The following is a 23,188-nucleotide window of genomic DNA, read 5'->3' as shown; positions in this document are numbered from 1 at the left end:
GCTAGCCCGATCCGGCCGGGTCGGGCTTCTGTAGCCACTGCAGAAGCTTGGCGTAGAACAGCTCCGGCACCACCGGCTTCGACAGGAAGTCGTTCATGCCGGCGTCGAGACAGTTGGTCCGGTCTTCGCTGAAGGCATTGGCGGTCATCGCCAGGATGGGGACGTCCTGCCATCCGGGGATCCGGCGGATGCGGAGGGTTGCCGCAATACCGTCCATGCGGGGCATCTGCATATCCATCAGGACCAGGTCGTAGGCTTTCATTTCTGCCTTCTCGACAGCCTGCTGTCCGTCGTCTGCGGTCTCCACTATCAGTCCGGTCGTGGCGAGGAGGTCGACGACCACCAGCCGGTTGATCGGCTCGTCCTCCACCAGTAGCACGGTCTTGCCTTTGCAAGTTTCGGCCAGCCGGGCCTCGACCTCGCCGGGGGCCAGCCTAGGCTGGGCGGTATCCGGCTGGGTGCTCTTCTCCAGCCGGGCGGTGAACCAGAAGGTGCTGCCGTCCCCGGGGCTGCTCGTCACGCCGACCTCGCCCCCCATCAACTCCGCCAGGTGTCTGGTGATGGCCAGGCCCAGACCGGTGCCTCCATATTGACGGGTGGTCGAACTGTCGGCCTGTTCGAAGGCGACGAAAAGGCGCGCACAGGCCTCCGGTGCAATGCCCACCCCTGTGTCCTGAACGTCGAAGCGCAGGAGCACCGATTCCGCATCCTCTTCGACCAGGCTGGTACGTATCGTGATGCTGCCGGCCGTCGTGAATTTGAGGGCGTTGTTGGCGTAATTGAGCAGCGCCTGGGTCAGCCGGGTTGGGTCTCCGAGCAGGTATTTGGGGAGGTTCTCGGTGTCCAGCCGGAACCTCAGCCCCTTGGCCTGCACCCGTGGCGCGATGATGGACGCGATATTGCCCAGCAGGGCCTCGATCATGACGTCGGTTCTTTCCAGCGTCAGCTTGCCGGCCTCGATCTTGGACAGGTCGAGAATGTCGTTGATGACACTCAGCAGGTGATCCGCCGCCGCGTTGATCGTCTTCAGGCGGTTGCCCTGTTTTTCGGTGACACCTTCCCGCATCAGCAGATGCCCCATTCCCAGGATGGCGTTGAGCGGGGTCCGGATTTCGTGACTCATGTTGGCCAGGAAGGCACTCTTGGCATGGGTCGCGGCGTTGGCCGAATCCCTTTCCCTCTGGGTGCGGAGACTATGGATGCCGAATGCCAGGTTCCGGGCGACTTCTTCGAGCAGCGCCACTTCCTGTGCGGCAAAAGCGTTGGGGGCGGCGGAATAGAGTGCCAGCGCACCAATGATCTTCTGCTGGCAGACCAGGGGGAGCGCAATCACGGACTGGTAGCCGCGTTTCAGCACGGCCTCACGCCAGGGCGCCAGGGCCGGATTGACCTCGGCATTCTGCACGACCTGCGTCAGCCCCGTCCGGATGGCTAGGCCGGTGGGGCCCTGAAACGGGCTTGCGTCATCCCAGGAAATGTAGAGACCGTCCAGGTAGCCATTTTCATGGCCGGACACGGCGACGGGCCGGACCGACTTGCCTTCGTCCTGTTCCGCGAATCCGACCCAGGCCATCATGTAGCCGCCGGTGGCGACCATCAGCTGGCAGATCGCGTCGAGCAGGGTCGGTTCGTCGGCCGTGTGGGCCAGCAGCAGATTGCAGTCGCTCAGCAGGCGCAGGGAGCGATTGAGGCGCCGCTGCTCCCGCTCCGCCTGCTTGCGTTCGGTAATGTCACGCGAAGAAGCGTAGAGCAGTTCGACCCCGTCGATCAGCAGCGGCTGGGTGCTCACTTCCACATCGACACAGACACCATCCTTGCGCCGGTACTCCATCTCGAAGGCCATGGGCGCCTGGTGAAGGAAGAGCGCGTCGATCCGCCTTTGCGCACCGTCTTCGGCATGGACATCCCATCGCGCGATGCTCATGCCGGGCATTTCCTCGGGGGTGTACCCGAGTAGCCTGCAGAAAGAGTCGCTGGCCTCGAGCACGCAGCCATGGCGGTTCAGGATATGCACGCCGTCGCTGGCGTTCCTCAGCAGCACCTTGGCACGCAGCCCTTCGCGCTGGGACTCGGTGAGCATGCGCTGGGAAAACAGCGTGAAGAAGGTTGTAACGCAGGCAAAGGCGATCAGCGCAGCGAGCATCTGCCATACCTGCTGATGCCAGCCTTGCAGGTAATCGTCGTGGGCCATGCCGACGATCAGATGGAAGGGGCCGGACGACATGCGACGGTAGGTGATCAGGCGTTCGACGCTGTCGGCCGTCTTGTCCGTGTGGTAGGTGACGGGGCTTTTTCCGGAGGCAATCGCCGCCATCAGGGTCTTGTTGTAGATGGGCGCACCGAGCCGTCCGATGGGGGCGTCGAGCACGGGATAGCGGGTGATCAGGTCGAGGCGCGCATCGCGCAGCACGGCAAGCCCGTGGGCACCGTAGTCGATCTTGCTCAACTGCTCGTAGAAATACTGGACCGGAATGGCAATCGCCACCACGCCGGCAAAGCGGCCGCCCGGATGGTTGTAGCGCAATACCACAGGGATCACCGGCATCCCGGCAACCCGCCCGATGACCGGATTGCCGATGAGGACACCCGCGTCCGGCGTCTTGCGGAAGAGGGAGAAGAAATCCCGATCCGCCCAGGAAACCTCCTTCGGCCTGACCTGGTCGCCCAGGATGACATTGCCGGCTTCATCGCTGATGCGGATCTTCGCGCCTGACTCGAGCCGGGCCTCCAGCCGTTTGAGAAAGCGATTGATTTCCTGGGGCTCGAGTTTTCCGTGGACCCGCAAATCGTCTTCCAGCTTGTCCACCACGGTGCTCAGGCTGAGCCGGATGCCGCCGATGCTTACGGCCAGACTCTCGTCGAGGGCTTTGGCGATGTTCTCGTTGATGATTTCGGCGCGCTTGTCGTACTGCTCGCGACTTTGATGGAGGACGCCCGCCGTAACGAGCACGGCGACCGCATTCAGTCCGAGCCAGAAGGCCAGGAGACTCCGTCCGACCCTCGAATTGCCGCTGATCGGAAGTACACGTAACAACCCCGGCAAGGTCATGATTGTGTGCAGGTTCTCCAGCGCGTATGCGACCAACTATACGCCGAAACAAAAGAACGCCGATCAACCGGCGGCAGGCCGGGCCGGCAGCTGCATGTGTCCGCCTTATCTGAGGGGAGGCGGCCGTCCGGCTCCTGGCCACGGCGCGTCTAATCCTAATAGACGATGCCGCCCCTTTCGCGCCTCACGCACCATCGTCATACACCAACACAATAGGCGAGGAAATGCGATGGGCAACAACAATCAACGCTTGTTCGATCTGACCGGCCGGGTCGCCGTGGTGACCGGTTCGGGGCAGGCCCACGAGGTGGGCGCGGCGGTAAGCTACCTCGTTTCCGACGAGGCCTCCTGGATGTGCGGACAGACGCTGCCGCTCAATGGCGGCTCCTTCACCATCTGAGCGGACGAGGGCAGGCTGATGAACTTCGATTTTTCCGACGACCAGAAGCTGCTGCGCGACGAGTTGCGCAAGTTCCTGGTCAATGAGTCCCCGCTGGGCGAGGCCCGCCGCGTGATGGACCAGGGCCTCAGCCACAGCGCGGCGGTCTGGTCAGGGCTGGGCGGCATGGCGGTCAATACGCTGATGCTGCCGGAGCGCTGCGGCGGGCACGGGCTAGGGGCGCTGGAGCTGTGCGTGGTGGCGGAAGAGGCCGGGCGCCAGCTGGCGCCGGTGCCGCTGGCCTCGACGCTGTACCTGGCGGTGCAGGCCCTGCTGCTCGGCGCCGGCGAGGCCCAGCAGCAGCGCTGGCTGCCGCGCGTCGCCGACGGGCAGATTGCCACGCTGGCGGCGCCGCTGGACGGCAGTTCGATGGCGCGCCCGCGCTTCGACGGCACGGCCCTGCACGGCACCGCACCGCTGGTGATGGATGGCGAGGCCGCCCATTTCGCGGTGGTGCTGGCCGACGGCCCCGACGGCCGGCCGCTGCTGTTGGTCGCGGAGCTGGGCGCCAGCGTGGCGCGCAGCCGCCTGGCCACCATCGACCCGAGCCGCGGTTTTGCGGCGCTGGCCTTCGATGCCACGCCGGCCGAGGCGCTGGACGCGGTGGACGACGCAGAGACGCTGCTCGACACGCTGCGCAACCGGGCGGCGATCCTGCTCGCCTTCGAGCAGCTCGGCGGCGCCGACAGCGCGCTGGCGATGGCCGCCAGCTACGCCCGCGAGCGCAAGGCCTTCGGGCGGGCCATCGGCGCCTACCAGGGTATCAAGCACAAGCTGGCCGACATCTACACCCGCAACGAGATGGCCCGCGCCCATTGCTACTACGGCGCCTGGGCCCTGTCCTGCGACGCGCCGGAGCTGGCGCTGGCGGCGGCCGGTGCGCGCATCGCCGCCACCGACGCCTTCGGCTACGCCGCCCAGGAGAACATCCAGACCCACGGCGGCATGGGCTACACGTGGGAGATGGACTGCCACCTCTACTACCGCCGCGCCCGCCAGCTGGCGGTGGCGCTGGGCAGCCGCCACGCCTGGAACGAACGCCTGGTGCGCGAACTGGAAAAGGAGTAATCGCATGGATTTCAAGGACTCTCCCGACGAAGCCGCCTTCCGCGCCGAATGCCGCGCCTGGCTGGAGGCCAACGCCACGCGCAAGACGCGCCCGGACCAGGTCTATGGCCGTGGCCTCAACGCCGAGCAGCTGATGGCCGCCTCGCGGGAATGGCAGGGCCGCAAGGCGGCCGCCGGCTACGGCGCGATCACCTGGCCGGCGGCCTTTGGCGGGCGTGGCGGCACGCCGATGCAGGAAGTCATCTACCGGGAGGAAGAAGGGCAGTTCGAGGTGCCGCCCAACGCCTTCGCGGTGAGCCTCGGCATGGTCATCCCGTCCCTCTTCGTGCATGCCAGCGACGAGGTGCGGGCGCGCTACGTGGGTCCGGCGCTGCATGGCAAGGAGCTGTGGTGCCAGCTGCTGTCCGAGCCGGGCGCCGGCTCCGACCTGGGCATGGTGCGAACCCGCGCCGAGCGCTGCACCGACGGGCGCGACGGCTGGATCCTCAACGGCCAGAAGGTGTGGACCACCTACGCCCAGTTCGCCCAGTTCGGCATGGTGCTGGCACGCACCGACCCGAACGTGCCGAAGTTCGACGGCCTGACCAGCTTCTTCATCAACATGCAGGCAGAAGGCGTCGAGGTGCGGCCGATCCGCCAGGCCAGCGGCGAGGCGGAATTCAACGAGGTGTTCTTCAACGAGGTCTTCGTTCCCGACGCGCAGCGGGTCGGCGCGGTGGGCGCCGGCTGGAAGGTGACCGTGACGGCGCTGATGAACGAGCGCTTGTCCATCGGCGGCGTGATGCCGCCGGGCCTGTGGAAGACCGCCGCCGGCATGATGCGCGAAGCGAGCCTCAACGGCGCCAGCGCGCTGGCCGACGGCCGCATGCGCGAACGCCTGGCCGACCTCTACCTCAACGCCCACGGCCTGTGGCTGCTGCAGGCCCGTGGCCTGACCGCCCTCGGCAAGGGCCGCGAGCCGGGGCCGGAGCTGTCCATCGCCAAGATCGTCGGCGCCCGCACGCTGCAGGACTTCGGCTACCTGGCCATCGACTTGCAGGGCGAACGCGGCGTGCTCGCCGCCGAGGAGCAGGGCGAGGCCTGGCGCCTGGTGGAGCAGCTGTGGTTCGGCGCGGCCGGCATGCGCATTGCCGGCGGCACCGACGAGATCGTCAAGAACAGCGTCGGTGAACGGGTGCTGGGCCTGCCGCCGGAACCGCGCACGGACAAGGGCGTGCCGTTCAGCCAGTTGCCCGTTTGACGCGCCGGCCGGGGCCCGAGTCGGGTTTTTCGGACTCGGTTCTGGATAATCGGATGGTTGCCTTCCAGTAACGGAATGCAATCATCCGTTTTTCGGTGATCGAGCTCGAAGTTTCGGGGTCAGTCGTCGAAACTTCGAGCTTTCGATCCGAAGTTTCGACCTCGACGGTCGAAGTTTCGGACTCCAGGCTCGAAGTTTCGGGTTCAAAGCTCGAAACTTCGAGCTCAGCGTCCGAAACTTCGGGGTGCGGAGCCGAAACTTCGAGCCCGGATCTCGAAAAGTGGAAAGCAAGTATCCGTCTGTGGCGCGGTGCTGACGAAGTGGAGTGCTTCGGCTCTGGCCAGGAGGCGGCGAAGATGGCGCGGCGTCATCCGATTTCAGCCCGTCGAGACGGGAAAAGCGTGATGTCTGGCCGACCACGCAACCAGCAGCGTGGCCAGCAGCAGCGTCAGCAGGGCAGGGGAGAAAGCCCCGACGCCGAGGCGGTCCAGCAGCACGCCACCCACGATGCCGCCACCGGCAATGGCCGTGTTCCAGGCCGTGACCAGCATCGACTGTGCGACATCCGCAGCATTGCCGGCGGTCTTGGCCAGTGCGGTCTTGGCCAGTGCGGTCTGGAACAAGGTCGCGGCACCGCCAAAAGCCAGCCCCCAGGCCCCGACCGCTGCATAGACGGCGATCGCCTCGTGGCCTGCGATGCCCAGCACCAAGGCCGACAGTCCGAACAAGCCGGTGCTCGCGAGGGTCAGTGTGCGCAGGTGCCGGTCGATCAGCATGCCGATGATCCAGATGCCCAGCAGCGACGTGATGCCGAAAACCAGCAGCACCCGATCCGTGCGCTCCACCATGCCGGCCATTGCCAGAAACGGCGCGATGTAGGTGTAGAGGATGTTGTGCGCGAGGACGAAGGCCAGCACCACGAACAACACCGGGCGAATACCCGGCAGGGTGAAGACTTGCCGCAACGACAGGCGTTTGTTTGCAGCCTGCCCCGCGAAGTCCGGCACTTTCAGGTAGATCCAGACCATCAGGGCCAGCGCCAGCAGGCTCATGGCGCCGAAGCACATGCGCCACCCCATCGCGGTGCCGAGGAAGGTGCCGGCCGGCACCCCCAGGGACAGGGCCAGCGGCGTGCCCGCCATGGCAATGGCGATGGCACGGCCCTGCTGGTGTTCGGGCACCATCCGCGCCGCGTAGCCCGCCAGTAGCGCCCACAGCAATCCCGCCGAGACGCCTGCCAGGAAGCGCGCCAGCATGGTCAGCGCGAAGTTGGCGGACAGCGTCGTCACCGTGTTGGCGATGGCGAAGCCGGCCATGGCGGCCAGCAGCAATGGCCGGCGCCGCATCCCCTGGGTGGCGGCCGTCAACGGAATGGCGGCGACCAGGGAGCCAATGGCGTAGAGGGTGACGGTCTGGCCGGCCCATGCTTCGGATACGGCCAGGCCTTGCGCCATCCGGGGCAGCAGGCAGGCCGGCAGCGCTTCGGTCAGGATGGTGATGAAAGCCGCCATGGCAAGGGCCAGCAGCGCTCCGACAGGCATGCGCGCCTGCTCCGCCGGGCTCATCGCCCGGCCTCCGGGGCGCCGTAGACCGCATCGCGCAGATCGGTGACAAAACGCCCCGACATGCCTTCGTACAAGGTGTTGGTGAATGCGACGACGCTGAGTCCCTGCGCCCGATCCACGAACCAGGCATGGCCGTAAGCGCCGCCCCACCGCCAGGTGCCTTCCGACTCGGGGGAAGCGGCCAGGGCCGGGTCGCGCAGGACCGAGAATCCCAACCCGAAGCCGAAGCCCGGTGCATTGGGCAGTTCCCGGCCGCCCGTCTGATCCCGCGCCATCTCGGCGATCAGCTCGTCGGGCAGTAGCGCGCCGCCACCCTGGCGCAAGGCTTCCAGCAGGCGCAGGAAGTCTCCGGCCGTTCCCGCCATGCCCGCACCGCCAGAAGGAAAGGCCTGGGGGTCGAAGATGCGCGCGGGGCTGTAGGGGATGCCGATGGCCCCTTCGAAGGGTGAAACGGTTTCGCCTTCCGCCAGGGGGTGCGGAGGGGCGTCATTCACATAGGCGGTCGCCACGCGTTGCGCGTCCAGCGCGACGAAGCCGGTATCGGCCATGCCCAGCGGAGCGGTCACGAGTTGGCGTACGGCGGCGTCCAGGGGCTCGCCGTGCACCTGTTCGATCACGGCGCTCAGCACGTCGGTTGCCAGCGAGTAGCCCCAGGCCGTGCCCGGCTCGTACAGCAGCGGCACGCTGGCGATGCGGCGCAGGTTCTCTGCCAGGCTGATAGCGGACGCATCCATGCCGTCGGAGACACCGGCCCGCGCATAAGGACCGTCCGCCTCCGCCTCGAAGAAGCGGTAGCCCAGCCCCGCCGTGTGGCTGAGCAGTTGCCGCACGGTGATCCGTGCCGGCCGGCCATCGGCCAGTCGTGGCCGGAACCCGGGCAACCAGCGATCGATAACGTCGTCCAGATCGAGCCGGCCTTGCGCCACCAGCACCAGCGCCGCCGTCGACACGATGGGCTTGCTGACCGATGCCAGGCGGAAGATTGCGTCCGTGGTCATTTTCCGATGGCTTTCGCGGTCGGCCCAGCCGGCAGCCTGGCGGTGGATCAATACGCCGTCGCGGGCCACCAGGACCACGGCACCGACCAGACGCTGTTCGTCCAGCGCCCGCTGAACCGTCGCCTGAACCTGGGGGCACAGATTTGCGGGCGGTGCGCTTGTGCGCAGCGGCAATGCAAGAGTTGTCACGGGTAATTCCTTTCGTCAATGAACATGCCCGTCACGATAGAAAACCGGCGATTGAAGAAAAAGCGGGGTACAGTTCCTTTTTAAGCGGAACAATTTGTCCGCAATGGGGGCGTGGTGGACAGCCTGAACGGCTTCATGGTGTTTGTGCAGGTCGCCGAGACCCGCAGCTTCGTTGCGGCAGGCCGCTTGCTGGGCGTATCGGCCTCCGCCGTCAGCAAGAGCGTGGTGCGGCTGGAAGAAAAGCTCGGTGTGCGCCTGTTCCATCGCAGCACGCGCAGTGTCTCGCTGACGGCCGAAGGCACGCTGTTCCTGGAGCGCAGCCGCCGCATCCTGGCCGAGATCGAGGCGGCAGAACTGGAGCTGTCGCAGGCGACGTCGGCGCCGCGCGGCCGGCTGCGGGTCAGCCTGCCGCTGGTCAGTTCGCTGGTGCTGCCGGTGCTCGGCGAGTTCATGCGCGACTACCCGGCCATCGAGCTGGACCTGGACTTCACCGACCGGCTGGTCGATGTGATCGAGGAAGGTTTCGATGCCGTCGTCAGGACCGGCGACCCGGCGGACTCGCGTCTGTCGGCGCGCCGGCTGGGGGCTTTCCGCTCGTTGGTGGTCGCCTCGCCCGACTACCTGGCGCGGCGGGGCACGCCGCAGGTGCCTGCCGACCTGCTGCAGCACGCCTGCCTGCACTACCGCTTTCCCAACAGCGGCAAGCTGGAAACATGGGCGCTGCGACAGGCGCCCGGCGAGCCCGAGCTGCCATTGCCGACCTCGATGATCTGCAACAACATCGAGACGCGCGTGTGCTTCGCACTCCAGGGATTGGGGATCGCGTACCTGCCGGAATTTTCGATCAGGGAACCGCTGGCGGATGGCCGCTTGCGTGCTGTTCTGACGGAGCACGTGGAGCGCACCGGCGTCTTCCATGTGCTCTGGCCGGCCAGCAAACATCCGTCGCCCAAGGTTCGCGCCCTGGTCGATTTCCTGTGTGCCCGGGTGTTTCCATCTTCCTGAATCGTGCCGCCGCCCCTGGCCGGCGGTGAGGCTGCGGCTCGTCCCGGCGTTCTCCATGTCGACGCCTAACCAGTATTCCATCGCGGGGCGCGCGGCCGCTCATGGCCGTACGGGCCGGGAGGATGGCGACGGCTGCCGAAAGCACCTCGGCGGCCGTCGCCCGGGATGGCTCAGAGCCCCGCGCGGCGCGCGGCTTCCGGCCCGAAGTCGCGCTCGCTGAACTTGCCCTCGTTGAGCTTGTAGGCGCCGGGCTGCTCGTTGATGAGGTTGAAGGCCAGGTAGGTGCCGGCATTCAGGTCATGGTAGAGGCCCACCCCGGCCTGCCAGGTGTTCATCTCGTAGGCGTAGAAGTAGTTGAGCATGGAAGTGCGCCACAGCTCGCCGCGGGTGTCGTAGTTGTCGGCCATCACCATGAACCAGGTGTCCTCGTCCAGGTACATCACGCGCTTGCCGTACAGGTGGCGGAAGCCGGGCTTGAGCTCGGCTTCGAGCACCCACACCCGGTGCAGCTCGTAGCGCATGTGCTCGGGGTTCACGTGGCCGGGGCGGATGATGTCGCTGTATTTCAGCTTGCCGGAGTGGAAGCGATAGGCGTTGTAGGGGATGTACAACTCCTTCTTGCCGACGATCTTCCAGTTGAAGCGCTCCGGTGAGCCGTTGAAGAGGCGCACCTCATCCACGGTGATGGAGCCGCCGGTGCCGGGGAAGGCCATGTCGTAGCCGTAGCCGGGCGATTGCCGGACGCGCCGGGTGCCCGGATCGTAGCGCCAGCTCTGGCGCGGCTCCTTGGCGAAGTTCCAGTACTCGGTACCGGTGTTCACCTCGCCCTTGTCGCGCTCGGGCAGCAGGGTCTCGTTCATGTAGAAGGACGAATGGCCGAGGGTCTTGCCGCGCTTGCCCGGCTCGCTGGGCGGCGCGAAGTTGCGCGACTTGACGCGGCCCCAGTTCACCTTGCCGTCGGCCAGCACGTAGGCGTTGTCGGAGACCAGTTCCTCGGTCCATGCCCGGTAGGGGGCGTTGGCGTTCCACAGCAGCTCGAGGCCGGACTTGGGCAGCGGGAACAGCGGGCCGCCGCCGGTGCCGGCAACGCCTTCGCCGCCTTCGATCAGCTCGGCGTTGGTGGCATTGTCGAGGGCGGTCTTGCAGACGCCGTCGGGGAAGCGGAAATCCCGGTGGGACGGATACACCGGCATGCGGAAGGTGGACGGGTAGCGGGCGAACAGCGCCTTCTGGCCCGGCGACAGGCGGTTGGCGTACTGGGCCAGGTTGGCGGAGGTGATGACGAACAGCGGCTTTTCGTTGGGGTAGGGGTCCACCGGGTGGTGGCCGGTGCCCTTGAAGTCCACACCCGGCGGTACGCCGAGCCATTTGCCGCTGAAGGCGGGAATGCTGCCGTCGGCGTTGGCGGCCTTTTCGGCGCCGACGCAGGTGAGGTCCTTGCCGAGGCGGGCGATCTCGTCGGGGGCCGCCTTGGCCAGCGCGGCGGAGGCCGGCAGCAGGGCCACGGCGGCGCCGAGGACGAAGCCGGTGATCTTCTTGCTCATGGTGTCTTCCTGGTTAGCGGGCATCAGAAGGTGTACTTGGCGTTGAAGGAGAGGTAGTCGCGGTCGGCAAGCTGGCGGCCGTCGCGCAGGCTCGGCGAGCCGATGTAGCCGACGTAGGTGAGGCCCAGCTGCAGGTTGCCGAGGTACTTGAAGTCGGCGCCGAGGGTCAGGCGCCGCTCGTCGCGGCCCATGCCGGAGAAGCTGCTGCCGGCCAGGTTCTGGGTCCAGATCACCTTGGTGCTGAGGTCCCAGCCGCTGAACAGGTTGGGGTAGTCGAAGATGGCGCCGAAGCCGCCGACGGTGGTGCTGCGGGTCTGGCCGTCATAGACGAAGCGGTTGAAGTCGCCGTTCTGGGTGGGCAGGCCGCCGCTGATGGTCAGCGTGTCGGCGCCGGCGATGCGCTGGTGGGCCACTTCGCCCATCAGCGTGGTCTGGTGGGCGATGGCGCTGGGGCCAAGCATATAGACGAAGTTGCCGTTGCCCTGCACGTAGCGGCCGCGGGTCGGGGCACCGTTGTCCAGGTAGACCGGGGCGCCGTCCCGGTAGCTGAGGTCGCCGCCGAGCTGCACGGAGTCGCCGATCTTGGTGCTCAGGCTGAGGCCGGTGAGCTTGATGTCCTCGAAGTAGGCGAGTTGGAAGTAGGGCGCACTGCCCCCCAGGCCGCCGAAGCGCGGCACCGACGAATAACGGGTGCTGCCGGTGAAGTCGAACAGCAGCGCGCCGACGCGGTCGTGGTAGCGGTAGTGGAACAGGCCCAGCTCGGTGGTGTCGCTGAGCTGGTAGCGGGTGCCGAGGCCCCACTGGCCGGAGTCGCGGGCGCTCAGCTCACCGGCGAAATTGGCGGCGGTGAAGCTGTGGTCGGGCAGGCTGGACACCGTGCCGGCCGCCAGCCGGAAGAACTGGGCGCCGGGGCCGAAGTAGTCGCTGCCGAAGTAGTCGCCGACCGGGTTGAGGCGGCTCTTCTCCCACTTGTACTGGTAATAGCCGGTCACCGTGAGGGCGTCGGTCAGGCCGAGGCTGGCGGACAGCTGGCCGACCGGCAGGTAGGCTTCCTTGGCTTCGGTGCCGGGCACGTTGAACTTGGTGGCATCCACCGGCACCTGGCCCTGGCTGATGTTGGGCCAGAACATGCTCTCGCCCCACACCACCGCATGGCGGCCGAGCTTGACCGACAGCGGATGCTCGCCGCCGAGCAGCCAGTTGCCGTACACAAAGGCTTCGAGCAGGCGGGAGTTCTGGCCGCTGAGGCGGCGGGTGTCATGGACGAACTCGTCGGCCGGCCCGGTCTTGTTGACGGTGGCGGGCGAGTCGTTGTCGTTGCTGCCCCGGTAGACGCTGTCGTAGAAGGCGCTGCCGCGCAGCATGCCGCCCAGGTTGTCGTGCTTGAACTTGACCTCTCCGAGCAGGTTTGCCCGGTTGTTGATGAGGCCGTAGCGCTTGAAGTTGCGCGTGCCGTCGTCGTTGTTGAGGTCGGCCAGGTATTCGCTCGCCGGTTTGGCGGTGCGCATCGAGCTGGTGTACGACAGGGTCAGGGACGTATCGACGGTGGTGGCGTCGTCCAGCGTGAAGCTGGGGCCGGCCCAGGCGGGGCCGCAGGCCAGGGCGACCAGCAGGGCGAGCCGGCGCGGTCGCGGACGGAGCGCGCGGACATGGGGCGGACGGATGTCCAGGTGGGGCATGGGTCTTCCTCGAATGGTGGGTCTGTCGGTCTTGTTGTGTTCGCCGTGAAGCACATGGCCGGCCCATGGTGCCGACGGACGCGGCGCGGCCGCATCACCCATACGGGTGATAGGGGTATGGAAAATGGGGGGCTTCGGTGGAGGCCTCAGCCCAGCGGGGCGACGCTGCGCAGGATCAGCCGTACCAGCTCGGTCTGGCGGGTGACGCCGGTCTTGGCGAAGATGCTGCGCAACTGGCTGCGCACGGTGTGGCGGCTGCTGCCGAGGCGGGCGGCGGCCTCTTCCAGTGTGATGCCGTCGGCGAGCAGCAGGGCCAGGCCGGCTTCGGCCGGCGTGAGGTTGAACAGCGCGCGGATCACCGCCGGCGAGGCGCCGACCTGGTGCCCCGGGTCGCTGATGTGCAGCACGGCGACCGGCCGCGCGCCGTAGACAAGGCCGTCCGCCGGGCGCAGCGGGCGGACCAGCACGCCGTAGGGGCTGCGCCCGGAGGGTCGGCTGAGGGTCATCCCGGCGACCAGCCCCGGTTGGCCGGCTTCGCCACGGGCCGCCTGGGCGACGAGTTCGGCCAGGGCCTGGCGTTCCTGTCGCAGCCGGGGGCGCAGTTCGTCGTTGACCAGTTGCAGGCCGTCGTCGCCGGCGAGGATGTCCCGCGCGATGCGGTTGGCGGCCAGCACCTTGCCGCGTCCGTCGAGGAGCAGGGTGCCGACGGCGAGGCGCTCGACGGTGCCGCAGTGGAGCTGGCGTTCGGTCTCCAGCGCCTCGACGGTGGAATGGATGCGCACCGCGCGGCGCAGGTGGGGCAGCAGCAGCGTGCACAGCGCACGCTCGGCTGGGCCGAAGCGGCCGTCGCCCGCGCCGCGGCTGACCCGGAAGCGGCACACGCGGCCGTCCGCCAGCGCCAGGTCGGCGCCGATGAGGTAACGCACGCCGAGAGGCGCCAGGTAGGACTGGTAGACCGCGCTGGCCAGCCAGTCCGGTTCGTCGATGAGCTCCTCGACGGCCATGATGCGGTCGCGGGGCAGGTTTACGAAGGGGTCGAGCGCGTGCAGCGAGCCGGTGTAGCGGGCAGTCAGGTCCGGCTCGGCGCGGCCGGCGAAGAGCGCCGACCAGCCGCCGTCGGACAGGGCTGGCGGCAGCAGCAGCGACACGTAGCTGGCGCCGAGGCGCAGGCGCATGGCGTCAAGCCAGCCCTGCCATGGCTGAGGTTCGAAGGGGCCGTCCTGCAGCAGCGCGAGGAGCGCGTCGAAGTCGGCGAAGGCGATGTCCGCCTGGCGGAACAGCGTGTCCGCGTCGTTGGTTGGGAAAGGGGGCCGAGTCTCGCTGCCAGGGGAAGAAGGACTGACGGAAGCGGCGATGGGGCTGGCGAAGGGCGTCACGGTCCGGGGCGCGAAGTGGCGTTGCGCCTAGGGTTCCATGCCGCGGGATCGGCAGGCATCGTCCGGGCGGACGAGGCGCGGTGCTTTCGAAAGGGCCGTGCTCCGTCCCTGTCGTCGGAAATAAAAAAACGGCCTGCCACCCACCGGGCGACAGGCCGGCCAGAAAGGGGTGAGCGGGATCAGGCCGTCACGGGCTCGCTATACGCCACCGCGCCCTTGGGCACATAGACGCCCTCGCACTGGTCGAGGAACTCCTGCTTCATCGCGCGTGGGTTGTAGAACTGCTTGTACCAGATGCGGGCCTTCATGAAGGGGCCGTCACTGGGAATGAACAGGCCGTTCAGGCACGGGCCCTTGTTGGTCCACACCTCGAAGTCCTGGGCGAAGGCGAGGCGGCTGGATTCCTGGAACTGGCGCGCGGCGACCGTATCGGCAACGGTGACCGTGTCGTTGTCGCCCGGCGACTTGACCAGCAGGGAATGCCAGACCTTGACGCTGCCGTCGTCCACCGGGGTGTGGGTGATCATCAGCACCGATTCGTAGAGGCCGGTCAGCTCGGACAGCAGCAGGCCGGGGCCGTGATAGGTGGTCAGCGTGTGCAGGATCGGGCTGATGCCGTCGGCGCCCACCAGGGTGCGGTGCGGGCCGCATTGGCGCTGGGTGGCGGTGTGGCCAACGAATTCGTTCTCGTACTTCTGCACGGTGGAGCCGTGGATGGGGCTCAGGTGGCCGTAGTCGCAGATGTTGTCGATGACTTCCTGCGGGTGCTGGTTGAGGACGCCCAGGTGGTCGAACTTCCAGCGCACCCAGGACGGGTCGTCCCACTGGGGCAGGCTGGGGTGGGACCATTCCGGCTCACCGCCTTCCGGGTCGTGCCACACCCAGATGGCGCCGAGGCTCTCGACGACGGTCCACGACTTGACGCAGGCCGACGCCGGGATGGGGCCGCTGTGGTACGGGATGTCGTCGCACTTGCCGTTGGCGTCGAAGCGCCAGGCGTGGTACGGGCAGCGGATGCCGTCGCCTTCCACGTTGCTGCCGCCGCCGTCGAGCACCACGTAGGAGGTGTTGTTGGGCGCCGCCAGGTGGGTCTTCATGTGCGGGCAGTAGGCGTCCAGCAGGACCACCTTGCCGCTGGCGCGGCCGCGGTAGAGCGCGAAGTCCATGCCGAAGAAGCGTACCGCCAGCGGCTTGTGGGTGTTCAGTTCTTCCGCGTCGGCGATCATGAACCAGCCGCGGGGGAAGGTGTATTCGCCCAGCCGGTAATCCTTGGATGTGGCCATGTGTCCTCCTTGTATTGGTGTGTGTGGGTGTCCCCAACGATTGTGTGGATTTGCTTCCGGCGCCGCATACCCTGTTCGGACGATGGGCGCCGATGCTCTCCCGCTTTCTTCAACTGGCGGCGGTGGCGAGGGCGCCGAGGCGCGCCTCGTAGGGCCGCACGGCACGCCAGAACAGCAGCAGCGTGGCGAGCATCACCAGCAAGGTGGCGACCAGCGCGTAGCGCAGGCCGGCCGCGCCGAGGCTGGCGGTGAACAGATCGCTGAGGGCGCCGGACAGCAGCGGGCCGAAGCCGGCGCCGAAGAGGGTCAGGAACAGGTTGAGGATGGCCGCGCCCATGGCCCGCTGGTGCGCCGCCATCATGTGGCTGGTGGCGGCGTAGGACAGCGGCGGCCACCAGCTGTTGAAGAAGCCGAAGCCGGCGGCGAACAGCATCGCGTGGGGAACATGCAGGGCGCCGACGGCCCATTGCCCCTCCGCCGGCCACAGCAGGAAGGCGATGCCCATCGGCAGGCTGGCGGCGACGCCGCCGAGGGGCAGCAGGATCTGCCAGCGCACGTGGCGGCGGGTCAGGCGGTCGCAGTACCAGCCGCTGAAGATCGCCCCGGCTGCGGCGCCCAGACCACTGGCGAGGCCGAACAGCAGGCCGGCCTGGGCCAGCGGCAGGCCGTGGCTGCGCACCAGGAAGGTCGGTACCCAGATCCCGTAGCCGTAGCCGGCCACACCAGCCAGCCCACAGCCCAGGCACACGTAGCGGAAGGCCGGGATGGCGAGCAGCGTGCGCACCTGGGCCAGCAGCGAGCCGCTGTCCGGTGTGGGCGCAGCCTTTGCGCCGGTGCCGTCGAAGGCACCGCGGCGGGGCTCGCGGACCAGCAACCACAGCAGGCTGGCGAGCAGCAGGCCCGGCGCGCCGAAGGTCAGGAAGGTGGCGCGCCAGCCGTACTGCTGGGCGATCCAGCCGCCGAAGGCCATGGCCAGGATCAGGCCGACATGGGGCCCGACCATGAACAGGCTGATGGCCAGCGAGCGGCGCTCCTTCGGGTAGAGGTCGGAGACCATCGAGATCGCCGGGGCCATGCCGCCGGCCTCGCCGACGGCGACGCCCATGCGGGCCAGCATCAGCTGCCAGAACTGGCCGACCAGCCCGCAGGCCATCGTGGCGCAGCTCCACAGGCCGCAGCACACGGCCACCAGGTTGCGCCGGTTGGCGCCGCGGTCGGTGTAGCGGCCGAGGGGAACGCCCATCACCGCGTAGAGCACGCCAAAGGCGAGGCCGGTGAGCAGGCCCATTGCGGTGTCGGAGGCGCCGAACTCGCGCTTGATCGGCTCGATCAGCACCGCGATGACGGTGCGGTCGATATAGGAGAAGACATAGACCAGGGCCAGCAGCAACAGGCTCAGGTGGGTGCGCCAGGTGACACTGGGCGGAGTGGCGGCGTTCATGGAGGGTCCTCGGGCGATTGGCGGGCGATTGGCGGGCGCGCTGGCCCATGGCGGGGCATGCTGGGCTCGTGGAGGAGGGCGGGCATCGTCCTTTTGGACGTTTTGCATGAATAGGCATGGCGCCTAGATTCGGGTACCCCAACAAGGAGGGCCTATGGCTGACTTCGCCCGAGATTCCGACACACCGGCGGCTGCAGCCGCCGCCCCGCTGGCTTTTCCCTTCGACCCGCCCACGCCGGACGGCGCGGTGGTGGAACTGGCGCCGGGCATCCTGTGGGCGCGCATGCCCATGCCGATGCAACTGGACCACATCAACGTCTACCTGCTGCGCGACGACGACGGCTGGTACATCGTCGATACCGGCCTCAACACCGAAACCTGCCAGGCCCTGTGGGAGCAGATCGCCGCCACCCGGCTGGACGGGCTGCCGTTCAAGGGCCTGCTGTGCACGCACTTCCACTACGACCACGCCGGGCTGGCCGACTGGCTGATGCGGCGCTTCCGCATTCCGCTATGGATGACCCACGGGGAGTTCTACATGATGCGGGCGCTGGCGGTGCCGCTGCCCGAGCCGGAGCCCGATGGGCTGCGTCATTTCCATGCCCGCGCCGGCATGCCGGCTGAGCGCATCGATGCGATGATCCGCGGCCTGCGTCGGGATCCCTTCCTGCCGCCGCAGCCGGAGAGCTTCCAGCGCCTGCGTGCCGGACAGACCCTGTGCATCGGCGGGCGGAGCTGGCAGGTGGTGGTGGGCGAGGGGCATTCGCCCGAGCATGCCTGCCTGTACTGCGCCGCCGACCGCATCCTGATCGCCGGCGACCAGTTGCTGCCGCGCATCACGTCGAACGTGCTGGTGTCGAGCATCGAGCCGGAGGGCAACCCGCTGCAGCTGTGGCTGGAATCCCTCGACCGGCTCGAGAAGCTGGCGCCGGATACGCTGGTGCTGCCATCCCACGAGAAGGTGTTCACCGGCCTGCCGGCCCGCGTCGTCGGCCTGCGCGATCATCACCACACCCAGTTCGCACTGGTGCTGGCGGCGCTCGCCGATGCCGGCGCGGCGACCGCCTTCGAGGTGATGGGGCAACTCTTCCCGCGCCGTTTGAGCTCGGTGGAGGAGATGATGGCCCTCGGCGAAACCGTCGCCCACCTGTCCTGGCTGCGCTACGACGGCCAGGTGGTGCGGGTGCTCGACGAGGACGGGGTTTACCGTTTCAGCGTGGCTGCCTGAGACTGGCGGCCGCGAGCCACGATAACAACACGACACCAAAACAACGCCCGGCCCGCCCGACGGCGGCCGGCGAGGAGACCACGATGACCCATTCCCTGGACCTGGCCCGACAGTGCCGGGCGCAACTGCTTGCGCCCGGCGGACCGTTCGAGCTCGTCGACTGCGAAGTCGGCGGCTACACGCAGCGTCGCTATCGCAACGCCTTCCCGACCCTGCCGGCGCTCGTCGAAGCGAGCCGCGGCCATGGCGACAAGCCCTTCATCGTCTATAGGGACGAGCACTGGAGCTTCACCCGTTTCTTTGCCGACGTGGATGCCGTCGCCGCACGCCTGCACGGGCTGGGCGTGGCCGAGGGCGAGCGGGTGGCGATCGCCATGCGCAACCGGCCGGAGTGGGCGGTGGCCTTCGCCGCGGCGGCGCTGATCGGTGCGGTGCCGGTGCCGCTCAACAGCTTCGGGCTGGCTGAGGAGCTGCTCGCCGCGCTGGCTGACGTGAGCCCACGCGCGCTGTTCTGCGACCCGGAACGCCACGCACGGCTTGCCGGGGTACTGCCGGCTGGCCTGGAGGTCGTCGTCACCGACGACGGCGCGGCGGGCGCCCACGCCTACCGGGCGCTGGCCGCCCAACCGGCGCCACCGCGGCCCGAGGTGACGGTGACGCCGGACGATGCGGCGCTGATCCTGTTCACCTCCGGCGCAACCAGTCGTGCCAAGGGCGTGTTGTCCACCCAGCGGGCGGTGTGCCAGGCCTTGTTCAACATCGACTTCATCGCGGCGGTGTCGGCGATGAGCTCGCCGGAAGCCGTGCAGGCCATCATGGCCCGCGGCCTGGCGCCGACGACGCTGACGGCGGTGCCGCTGTTCCACGTCAGCGGCCTCCACGCCCAGTTGCTCAACGCGCTGCGCAACGGCCGGCGGCTGGTGTTCACCCACCGCTGGGACCCGGCCGCGGCCCTGGAGCTGATCGCGCGGGAGAAGGTGACCCAGTTCAATGGTGCGCCGTCGATGGTCATGCAGCTGCTGGCCGAACCGGGCTTCAACGATCCAGCGATCACGGCCAGCCTCGGCGGCCTCGGCTTCGGCGGCGCCGGCCTGCCGCAGCGGGCCATCGACGAGGTTTTGCGCAGCCCCCAGGGACAGATGTCGGGCATCGGCTTCGGGCTGACGGAGAGCAACGGCGTCGGCGCGGCGGTGTCCGGCTCGGTGTTCCGCTACCAGCCGAAATCGTCCGGGCTGGTCTCGCCGATCATCGACGTGCGCATCGTCGATCCTGGTGGCACGCCGTTGCCGGAAGGGCAGGTCGGCGAGATCTGGCTGCGCGGCGTGACGGTGATGGAGGGCTACTGGAACGCGCCTGAGGCCACCGCCGCGGCGCTGCAGGACGGCTGGTTCCATACCGGCGACGTGGGCTATGTGAGCGAGGAGGGGCTGCTGTTCGTCGTGGACCGCATCAAGGACGTGATCAACCGCTGCGGCGAGAAGATCGCCGCAGCGGAGGTCGAATCCTGTCTGCTGCAGCTGCCAGCGGTACGCGAGGCGGCAGTCTTTGCAATGCCCGACGAGGAGACCGGCGAGGCGGTTGCCGCCGCGGTGGTGGTGGACGAGGGCAGCCCGCTGCAGGCGGACGATCTGCTTGCCCACGTGGCCGCCCATCTGGCCGCCTACAAGGTGCCGGAGCACATCTTCGTGCGCTCCGTTGCGCTGCCGCGCAATCCGGCCGGCAAGCTCCTCAAGGCAGACCTGAAGCGGGAGTACCTGCCCGCCTGAGCAGCAAACCGGACCTGGGCGGGAGGTCCGGTTTGCTTAGTCCTCTCGGACGATGTTGCGGTGTCGCCTTCGCCGAAGAATGGTCCCGGATGAATAGCGGCAACCCCGGTTGCCTGGCTGGACATCCACACCTCTGACCATTCAGACCAGGAGGCCGCCAGGCCTCCGGAGGAGACACAAAATGAAAAGAACCCCGTCATGGCTGCCCGTGATGAGCACCCTGGCCCTGTCCATCGCCGCGGCGAACGTCAGCGCCAAGGTTCCCGAAACAGAGGCCGCCAAGCTCGGCAAGGAGCTCACCTGCATGGGGGCCGAAGCCGGCGCCAGCAAGGACGGCAGCATTCCGGCCTTTTCCGGCAAATGGCTGGGTACGCCGCCGGGCGTGAAGTACACCCCGCACGTGGGCCAGCATCCGGTGGACCCCTACGCCAGCGAGAAGCCGCTGTTCACGATCACCGCCGCCAACATGGCCCAGTACGCATCGCGCCTCAGCGATGGCCAGAAGGCGATGCTGACCCGCTACCCGGACAGCTTCCGCATTCCGGTCTACCCCGGCCACCGGGATTTCCGCTACCCGGACAAGATCTGCGAACTGGCCAAGAAGAACGCCCGCGAGGCGGAGCTGATCGACAACGGCCTCGGCTTCACCGGCGTGATGGGGCCGGTGCCTTTCCCGATCCCGAAGTCGGCAATGGAAGTGCTGGCCAACCATAACTTCCCGTACCGGGCCTACACCGAGAACAACCTGGGCCGGGACATCGCCGATGTGAACTCCAAGGGCAACATCACCTGGGGTCGCCAGATCAACCGCAACTACAACGTGGTGACCCAGCCCGACAACCTCGGCAAGCCGATGGAAGGCACCATGGCCTACACCATCACCGGCACGCTGCTGCCCGAGCGCGACAAGGGCACGATGACCACCTCCACCGAGCCGGTCAATTTCGCCCGCGCCAAGCGCCTGGCCTGGAACTACGACCCGGGCACCCGCCGCGTCCGCCAGCTGCCCCAGTACGGCTACGACACGCCGATGGCCGGTACCGGCGGCAAGCTCACCATCGACTCCGACCGCCTGATGAACGGCGCGCCGGACCGCTACGAGTGGAAGCTGCTCGGCAAGCGCGAGATGTACATCCCGGCCAACGCCTACAAGATCCACGGCAAGAACGTGAAGTACACGGACCTCCTCAAGCCCGGCCACGAGAACCCGGACTACATGCGCTATGAACTGCGCCGCGTGTGGGTGCTGGAGGGCGATCTGAAGGAAGGCTATCGCCACGTCTTTGGCAAGCGCGTGATGTTCATCGACGAGGACAACTGGCATGCGGTGATGGGCGATTACTACGACACCCGCGGGCAGCTGTGGCAGCACGCCTACATCAACTACTACTACGCCTTCGATCTCAACGCCTGGCACGCCGGCTCGAGCTTCTACCACGACCTCAACTCGGGCAGCTACATGGCCTACAACCTGTTCCAGGAGCGCGACATCGGCCCGATCCTCAACAAGGGCGACCTGAGCCCCGAGCAATTCACGCCGGCCGCGCTGCGTTCGGCCGGCAACTGATTCTTGCGCTGGGGAGACACACAGATGAGAAAACACAACACCCTGCGCCCGGTAGCGCTGGCCCTGATCGGCGTCGGCCTGGCCGCACCGGCCCTGGCGGGCGAAAGCATCGTCTTCGACAACGGTTACAAGCTCGACTGGCGGGTGAATAGCACCTACACCCTGTCCACCCGCCTGCAGGAACAGGACAAGCGCCTCGCCGCCAATGCGGGCGGCAACGACGGCGAGAACAACTTCAACAAGGGGAGCCTGACCGCCAACCGCCTGAGCCTGCTGTTCGATGCCACGGTGTCGAAGGGTGACTCGGGCTTCGTGATGTCGGCGAGCACCTTCTACGACGACGTCTATCACCACAGCAACGACAACGCCGGGCCGATCAACCAGCCCGGCCCGGTGGACGAGTTTGCCCGGCCGACGGTGTTCTACCACGGCGGCTACACCCGCATGCTGGACGCCTACGGCTACACCAGCTTCGACCTGCCAGGTTCGAGCCGCGCCACCGTGCGCCTGGGCCGCCACGTGGTGTCGTGGGGCGAGGCGCTGTTCTTCCCGAGCATCTCCCTGGCCCAGGGGCCGGCGGATGGCACCAAGACCGGCATCGTCGGCACCGAGACCAAGGACCAGCTGCTGCCGGAAGACCAGATTTCCGGCCAGATCGAGGTGACACCGCGCTGGTCGCTGCTCGGCCAGCTGCAGTTCGGCTTCCACCCGACCCTGGCGCCGGCACCGGGCTCGTTCCTCAACACCAGCGACTCGGTTGGGCCGGGCGCCAGCTGCCTGGGGCCGTACACGCGGATCCCAAGCGTCGGCAGCCTGTTCGCCGGCTATTCCGGCTGCAGCTTCGGCAAGCGCGGCGACAACATCAATCCGGGCAATACGCCGCAATGGGGCATCGGTACGCGCTACCGGGTCAGCGACGAAACGGAAGTGGGGCTGTACTACCTGAACTACCACGACCGTACGCCGGTTCCGGTGATCAACGCTTTCACGCCGGGGGTCGGCATCCCGACCGCGCTGCAGAGCGCTTTTGGCGGCATCACGCAGATCGGCAACGGCTCCTACCGGATCCGCTACTTCGACAACATCAGCCTGGTCGGCGCGACCTTCAGCACCATCGTCGGTATCGCCTCCATCGCCGGTGAGCTGTCCTACAAGCATGGGGCGCCGACGCTGGTCAGCACGGTGGTCAATCCGTCGTCCGGAGCGGTGATGCCGACGCCGACCCGGGCCGACATCGTGCAGGCCAACCTGAACGCGATCTTCAACTTCGAGCGCACCATCCTCGCCGACACGACCACGCTGACGACTGAAATCGCCTACGTGGGGGTGTCCAACATCGAGAAGATCAAGGCGCCCGGCGTGGATGGCCTGGGGGCGATGGCGGCCTTCTTCCCGACCTCCGACAAGCCCTTCTTCAACACCAACCACGGCCTGGCGGTGTCCGGCACGCTGGCCCTGAGCTACCCCGGCATCTTCGAGGGCTGGGACCTGTCGGTGCCGATCAGCCTGTCGCGCCAGCTGCAGGGCCGCACGCTGACCGGTGGTGTGGGCGGGGAAGGGGATACCCGTGGCAGCATCGGCGCCAACTTCACCTACAACCGCAACTTCCAGATCGGCCTGACCTACCTGGGCTACTTCGGCAAGGCGGAGACGGTGGACCAGAAGAAGATCAACCTGCTCACCGATCGGGACCAGCTGTCCCTGGTCATGAAGTACTCCTTCTGATCCTGCTGTCGCAGTTCGAGTAAGGC

General features: G+C 67.5%; 16 protein-coding genes. 8 read left to right on the top strand and 8 right to left on the bottom strand.

Features of this window, described 5'->3' with window-relative positions:
- Position 1: 1 nt before the first annotated feature.
- Positions 2 to 3,085: a response regulator gene (locus tag AC3QL2_RS23540; RefSeq protein ID WP_493235710.1), complete on the bottom strand. Its 3,084-nt coding sequence runs from the start codon at positions 3,083 to 3,085 to the stop codon at positions 2 to 4.
- 193 nt (positions 3,086 to 3,278) lie between these two features.
- On the opposite strand from AC3QL2_RS23540, the gene AC3QL2_RS23535 reads away from it, so the two are divergent.
- The 3 genes from AC3QL2_RS23535 to AC3QL2_RS23525 are packed head-to-tail and all read left to right on the top strand — an operon-like array spanning position 3,279 to position 5,796.
- Positions 3,279 to 3,449: an SDR family oxidoreductase gene (locus tag AC3QL2_RS23535; RefSeq protein ID WP_493235709.1), complete on the top strand. Its 171-nt coding sequence runs from the start codon at positions 3,279 to 3,281 to the stop codon at positions 3,447 to 3,449.
- Positions 3,450 to 3,467: 18 nt separating this feature from the next.
- Positions 3,468 to 4,556: an acyl-CoA dehydrogenase family protein gene (locus tag AC3QL2_RS23530; protein WP_493235708.1), complete on the top strand. Its 1,089-nt coding sequence runs from the start codon at positions 3,468 to 3,470 to the stop codon at positions 4,554 to 4,556.
- 4 nt (positions 4,557 to 4,560) lie between these two features.
- Positions 4,561 to 5,796 carry an acyl-CoA dehydrogenase family protein gene (locus AC3QL2_RS23525; protein ID WP_493235707.1) on the top strand — a complete coding sequence of 412 codons (1,236 nt, stop codon included), beginning with the start codon at positions 4,561 to 4,563 and terminating at the stop codon, positions 5,794 to 5,796.
- A 377-nt stretch (positions 5,797 to 6,173) separates the two neighbouring features.
- Here the strand turns inward: AC3QL2_RS23525 and AC3QL2_RS23520 are convergent, their stop codons facing one another.
- Both AC3QL2_RS23520 and AC3QL2_RS23515 read right to left on the bottom strand, forming a co-directional pair.
- Positions 6,174 to 7,361 carry an MFS transporter gene (locus tag AC3QL2_RS23520; RefSeq protein ID WP_493235706.1) on the bottom strand — a complete coding sequence of 396 codons (1,188 nt, stop codon included), beginning with the start codon at positions 7,359 to 7,361 and terminating at the stop codon, positions 6,174 to 6,176.
- Positions 7,358 to 8,548 carry a serine hydrolase domain-containing protein gene (locus tag AC3QL2_RS23515; RefSeq protein ID WP_493235705.1) on the bottom strand — a complete coding sequence of 397 codons (1,191 nt, stop codon included), beginning with the start codon at positions 8,546 to 8,548 and terminating at the stop codon, positions 7,358 to 7,360. The genes AC3QL2_RS23520 and AC3QL2_RS23515 overlap by 4 nt, the downstream gene beginning before the upstream one ends.
- Before the next feature lie 111 nt (positions 8,549 to 8,659).
- On the opposite strand from AC3QL2_RS23515, the gene AC3QL2_RS23510 reads away from it, so the two are divergent.
- Positions 8,660 to 9,553, top strand: a complete 894-nt coding sequence (locus AC3QL2_RS23510) for a LysR family transcriptional regulator (protein WP_493235704.1) — start codon at positions 8,660 to 8,662, stop codon at positions 9,551 to 9,553.
- A 170-nt stretch (positions 9,554 to 9,723) separates the two neighbouring features.
- Here AC3QL2_RS23510 and AC3QL2_RS23505 read toward each other — a convergent pair whose 3' ends face one another.
- The 5 genes from AC3QL2_RS23505 to AC3QL2_RS23485 form a co-directional block, all read right to left on the bottom strand.
- A complete protein-coding gene (locus AC3QL2_RS23505) occupies positions 9,724 to 11,097 on the bottom strand; it encodes a DUF1329 domain-containing protein (protein WP_493235703.1) in 1,374 nt (457 codons plus the stop codon).
- A gap of 23 nt (positions 11,098 to 11,120) precedes the next feature.
- The gene (locus tag AC3QL2_RS23500) at positions 11,121 to 12,776 is read right to left on the bottom strand and encodes a DUF1302 domain-containing protein (RefSeq protein ID WP_493235702.1); all 1,656 of its coding nucleotides are present in this window, start codon (positions 12,774 to 12,776) and stop codon (positions 11,121 to 11,123) included.
- A 146-nt stretch (positions 12,777 to 12,922) separates the two neighbouring features.
- Positions 12,923 to 14,152 carry a helix-turn-helix transcriptional regulator gene (locus AC3QL2_RS23495; protein ID WP_493235700.1) on the bottom strand — a complete coding sequence of 410 codons (1,230 nt, stop codon included), beginning with the start codon at positions 14,150 to 14,152 and terminating at the stop codon, positions 12,923 to 12,925.
- A gap of 179 nt (positions 14,153 to 14,331) precedes the next feature.
- Positions 14,332 to 15,435, bottom strand: a complete 1,104-nt coding sequence (locus AC3QL2_RS23490) for an aromatic ring-hydroxylating dioxygenase subunit alpha (protein WP_493235699.1) — start codon at positions 15,433 to 15,435, stop codon at positions 14,332 to 14,334.
- Positions 15,436 to 15,544: 109 nt separating this feature from the next.
- Positions 15,545 to 16,876 carry a spinster family MFS transporter gene (locus AC3QL2_RS23485; RefSeq protein WP_493235698.1) on the bottom strand — a complete coding sequence of 444 codons (1,332 nt, stop codon included), beginning with the start codon at positions 16,874 to 16,876 and terminating at the stop codon, positions 15,545 to 15,547.
- Between the two features lie 154 nt (positions 16,877 to 17,030).
- Here AC3QL2_RS23485 and AC3QL2_RS23480 point away from each other — a divergent pair, with 154 nt between their 5' ends.
- From AC3QL2_RS23480 to AC3QL2_RS23465, 4 genes are all read left to right on the top strand, one after another.
- Positions 17,031 to 18,104 carry an MBL fold metallo-hydrolase gene (locus AC3QL2_RS23480; RefSeq protein WP_493235697.1) on the top strand — a complete coding sequence of 358 codons (1,074 nt, stop codon included), beginning with the start codon at positions 17,031 to 17,033 and terminating at the stop codon, positions 18,102 to 18,104.
- Positions 18,105 to 18,187: 83 nt separating this feature from the next.
- Positions 18,188 to 19,870 (top strand): class I adenylate-forming enzyme family protein, encoded by a 1,683-nt coding sequence (locus tag AC3QL2_RS23475; RefSeq protein WP_493235695.1) that lies wholly within the window; start codon positions 18,188 to 18,190, stop codon positions 19,868 to 19,870.
- A 181-nt stretch (positions 19,871 to 20,051) separates the two neighbouring features.
- Positions 20,052 to 21,437 (top strand): DUF1329 domain-containing protein, encoded by a 1,386-nt coding sequence (locus AC3QL2_RS23470; RefSeq protein WP_493235693.1) that lies wholly within the window; start codon positions 20,052 to 20,054, stop codon positions 21,435 to 21,437.
- Positions 21,438 to 21,461: 24 nt separating this feature from the next.
- Positions 21,462 to 23,162, top strand: coding sequence for a DUF1302 domain-containing protein (locus AC3QL2_RS23465; protein ID WP_493235691.1), 1,701 nt, complete (start codon positions 21,462 to 21,464; stop codon positions 23,160 to 23,162).
- Positions 23,163 to 23,188: the final 26 nt, after the last annotated feature.

Source organism: Zoogloea sp. GW822-FHT05C07 (assembly GCF_058800215.1).
This window is presented reverse-complemented; position numbering and strand designations above follow the sequence as displayed.

Coding starts and splice junctions, on each gene's coding strand:
- AC3QL2_RS23480 (WP_493235697.1), top strand. CDS start 17,031: ATGGCTGACTTCGCCCGAGATTCCGACACACCGGCGGCTGCAGCCGCC.
- AC3QL2_RS23500 (WP_493235702.1), bottom strand. CDS start 12,776: ATGCCCCACCTGGACATCCGTCCGCCCCATGTCCGCGCGCTCCGTCCG.
- AC3QL2_RS23470 (WP_493235693.1), top strand. CDS start 20,052: ATGAAAAGAACCCCGTCATGGCTGCCCGTGATGAGCACCCTGGCCCTG.
- AC3QL2_RS23505 (WP_493235703.1), bottom strand. CDS start 11,097: ATGAGCAAGAAGATCACCGGCTTCGTCCTCGGCGCCGCCGTGGCCCTG.
- AC3QL2_RS23525 (WP_493235707.1), top strand. CDS start 4,561: ATGGATTTCAAGGACTCTCCCGACGAAGCCGCCTTCCGCGCCGAATGC.
- AC3QL2_RS23530 (WP_493235708.1), top strand. CDS start 3,468: ATGAACTTCGATTTTTCCGACGACCAGAAGCTGCTGCGCGACGAGTTG.
- AC3QL2_RS23475 (WP_493235695.1), top strand. CDS start 18,188: ATGACCCATTCCCTGGACCTGGCCCGACAGTGCCGGGCGCAACTGCTT.
- AC3QL2_RS23490 (WP_493235699.1), bottom strand. CDS start 15,435: ATGGCCACATCCAAGGATTACCGGCTGGGCGAATACACCTTCCCCCGC.
- AC3QL2_RS23485 (WP_493235698.1), bottom strand. CDS start 16,876: ATGAACGCCGCCACTCCGCCCAGTGTCACCTGGCGCACCCACCTGAGC.
- AC3QL2_RS23535 (WP_493235709.1), top strand. CDS start 3,279: ATGGGCAACAACAATCAACGCTTGTTCGATCTGACCGGCCGGGTCGCC.
- AC3QL2_RS23465 (WP_493235691.1), top strand. CDS start 21,462: ATGAGAAAACACAACACCCTGCGCCCGGTAGCGCTGGCCCTGATCGGC.
- AC3QL2_RS23520 (WP_493235706.1), bottom strand. CDS start 7,361: ATGAGCCCGGCGGAGCAGGCGCGCATGCCTGTCGGAGCGCTGCTGGCC.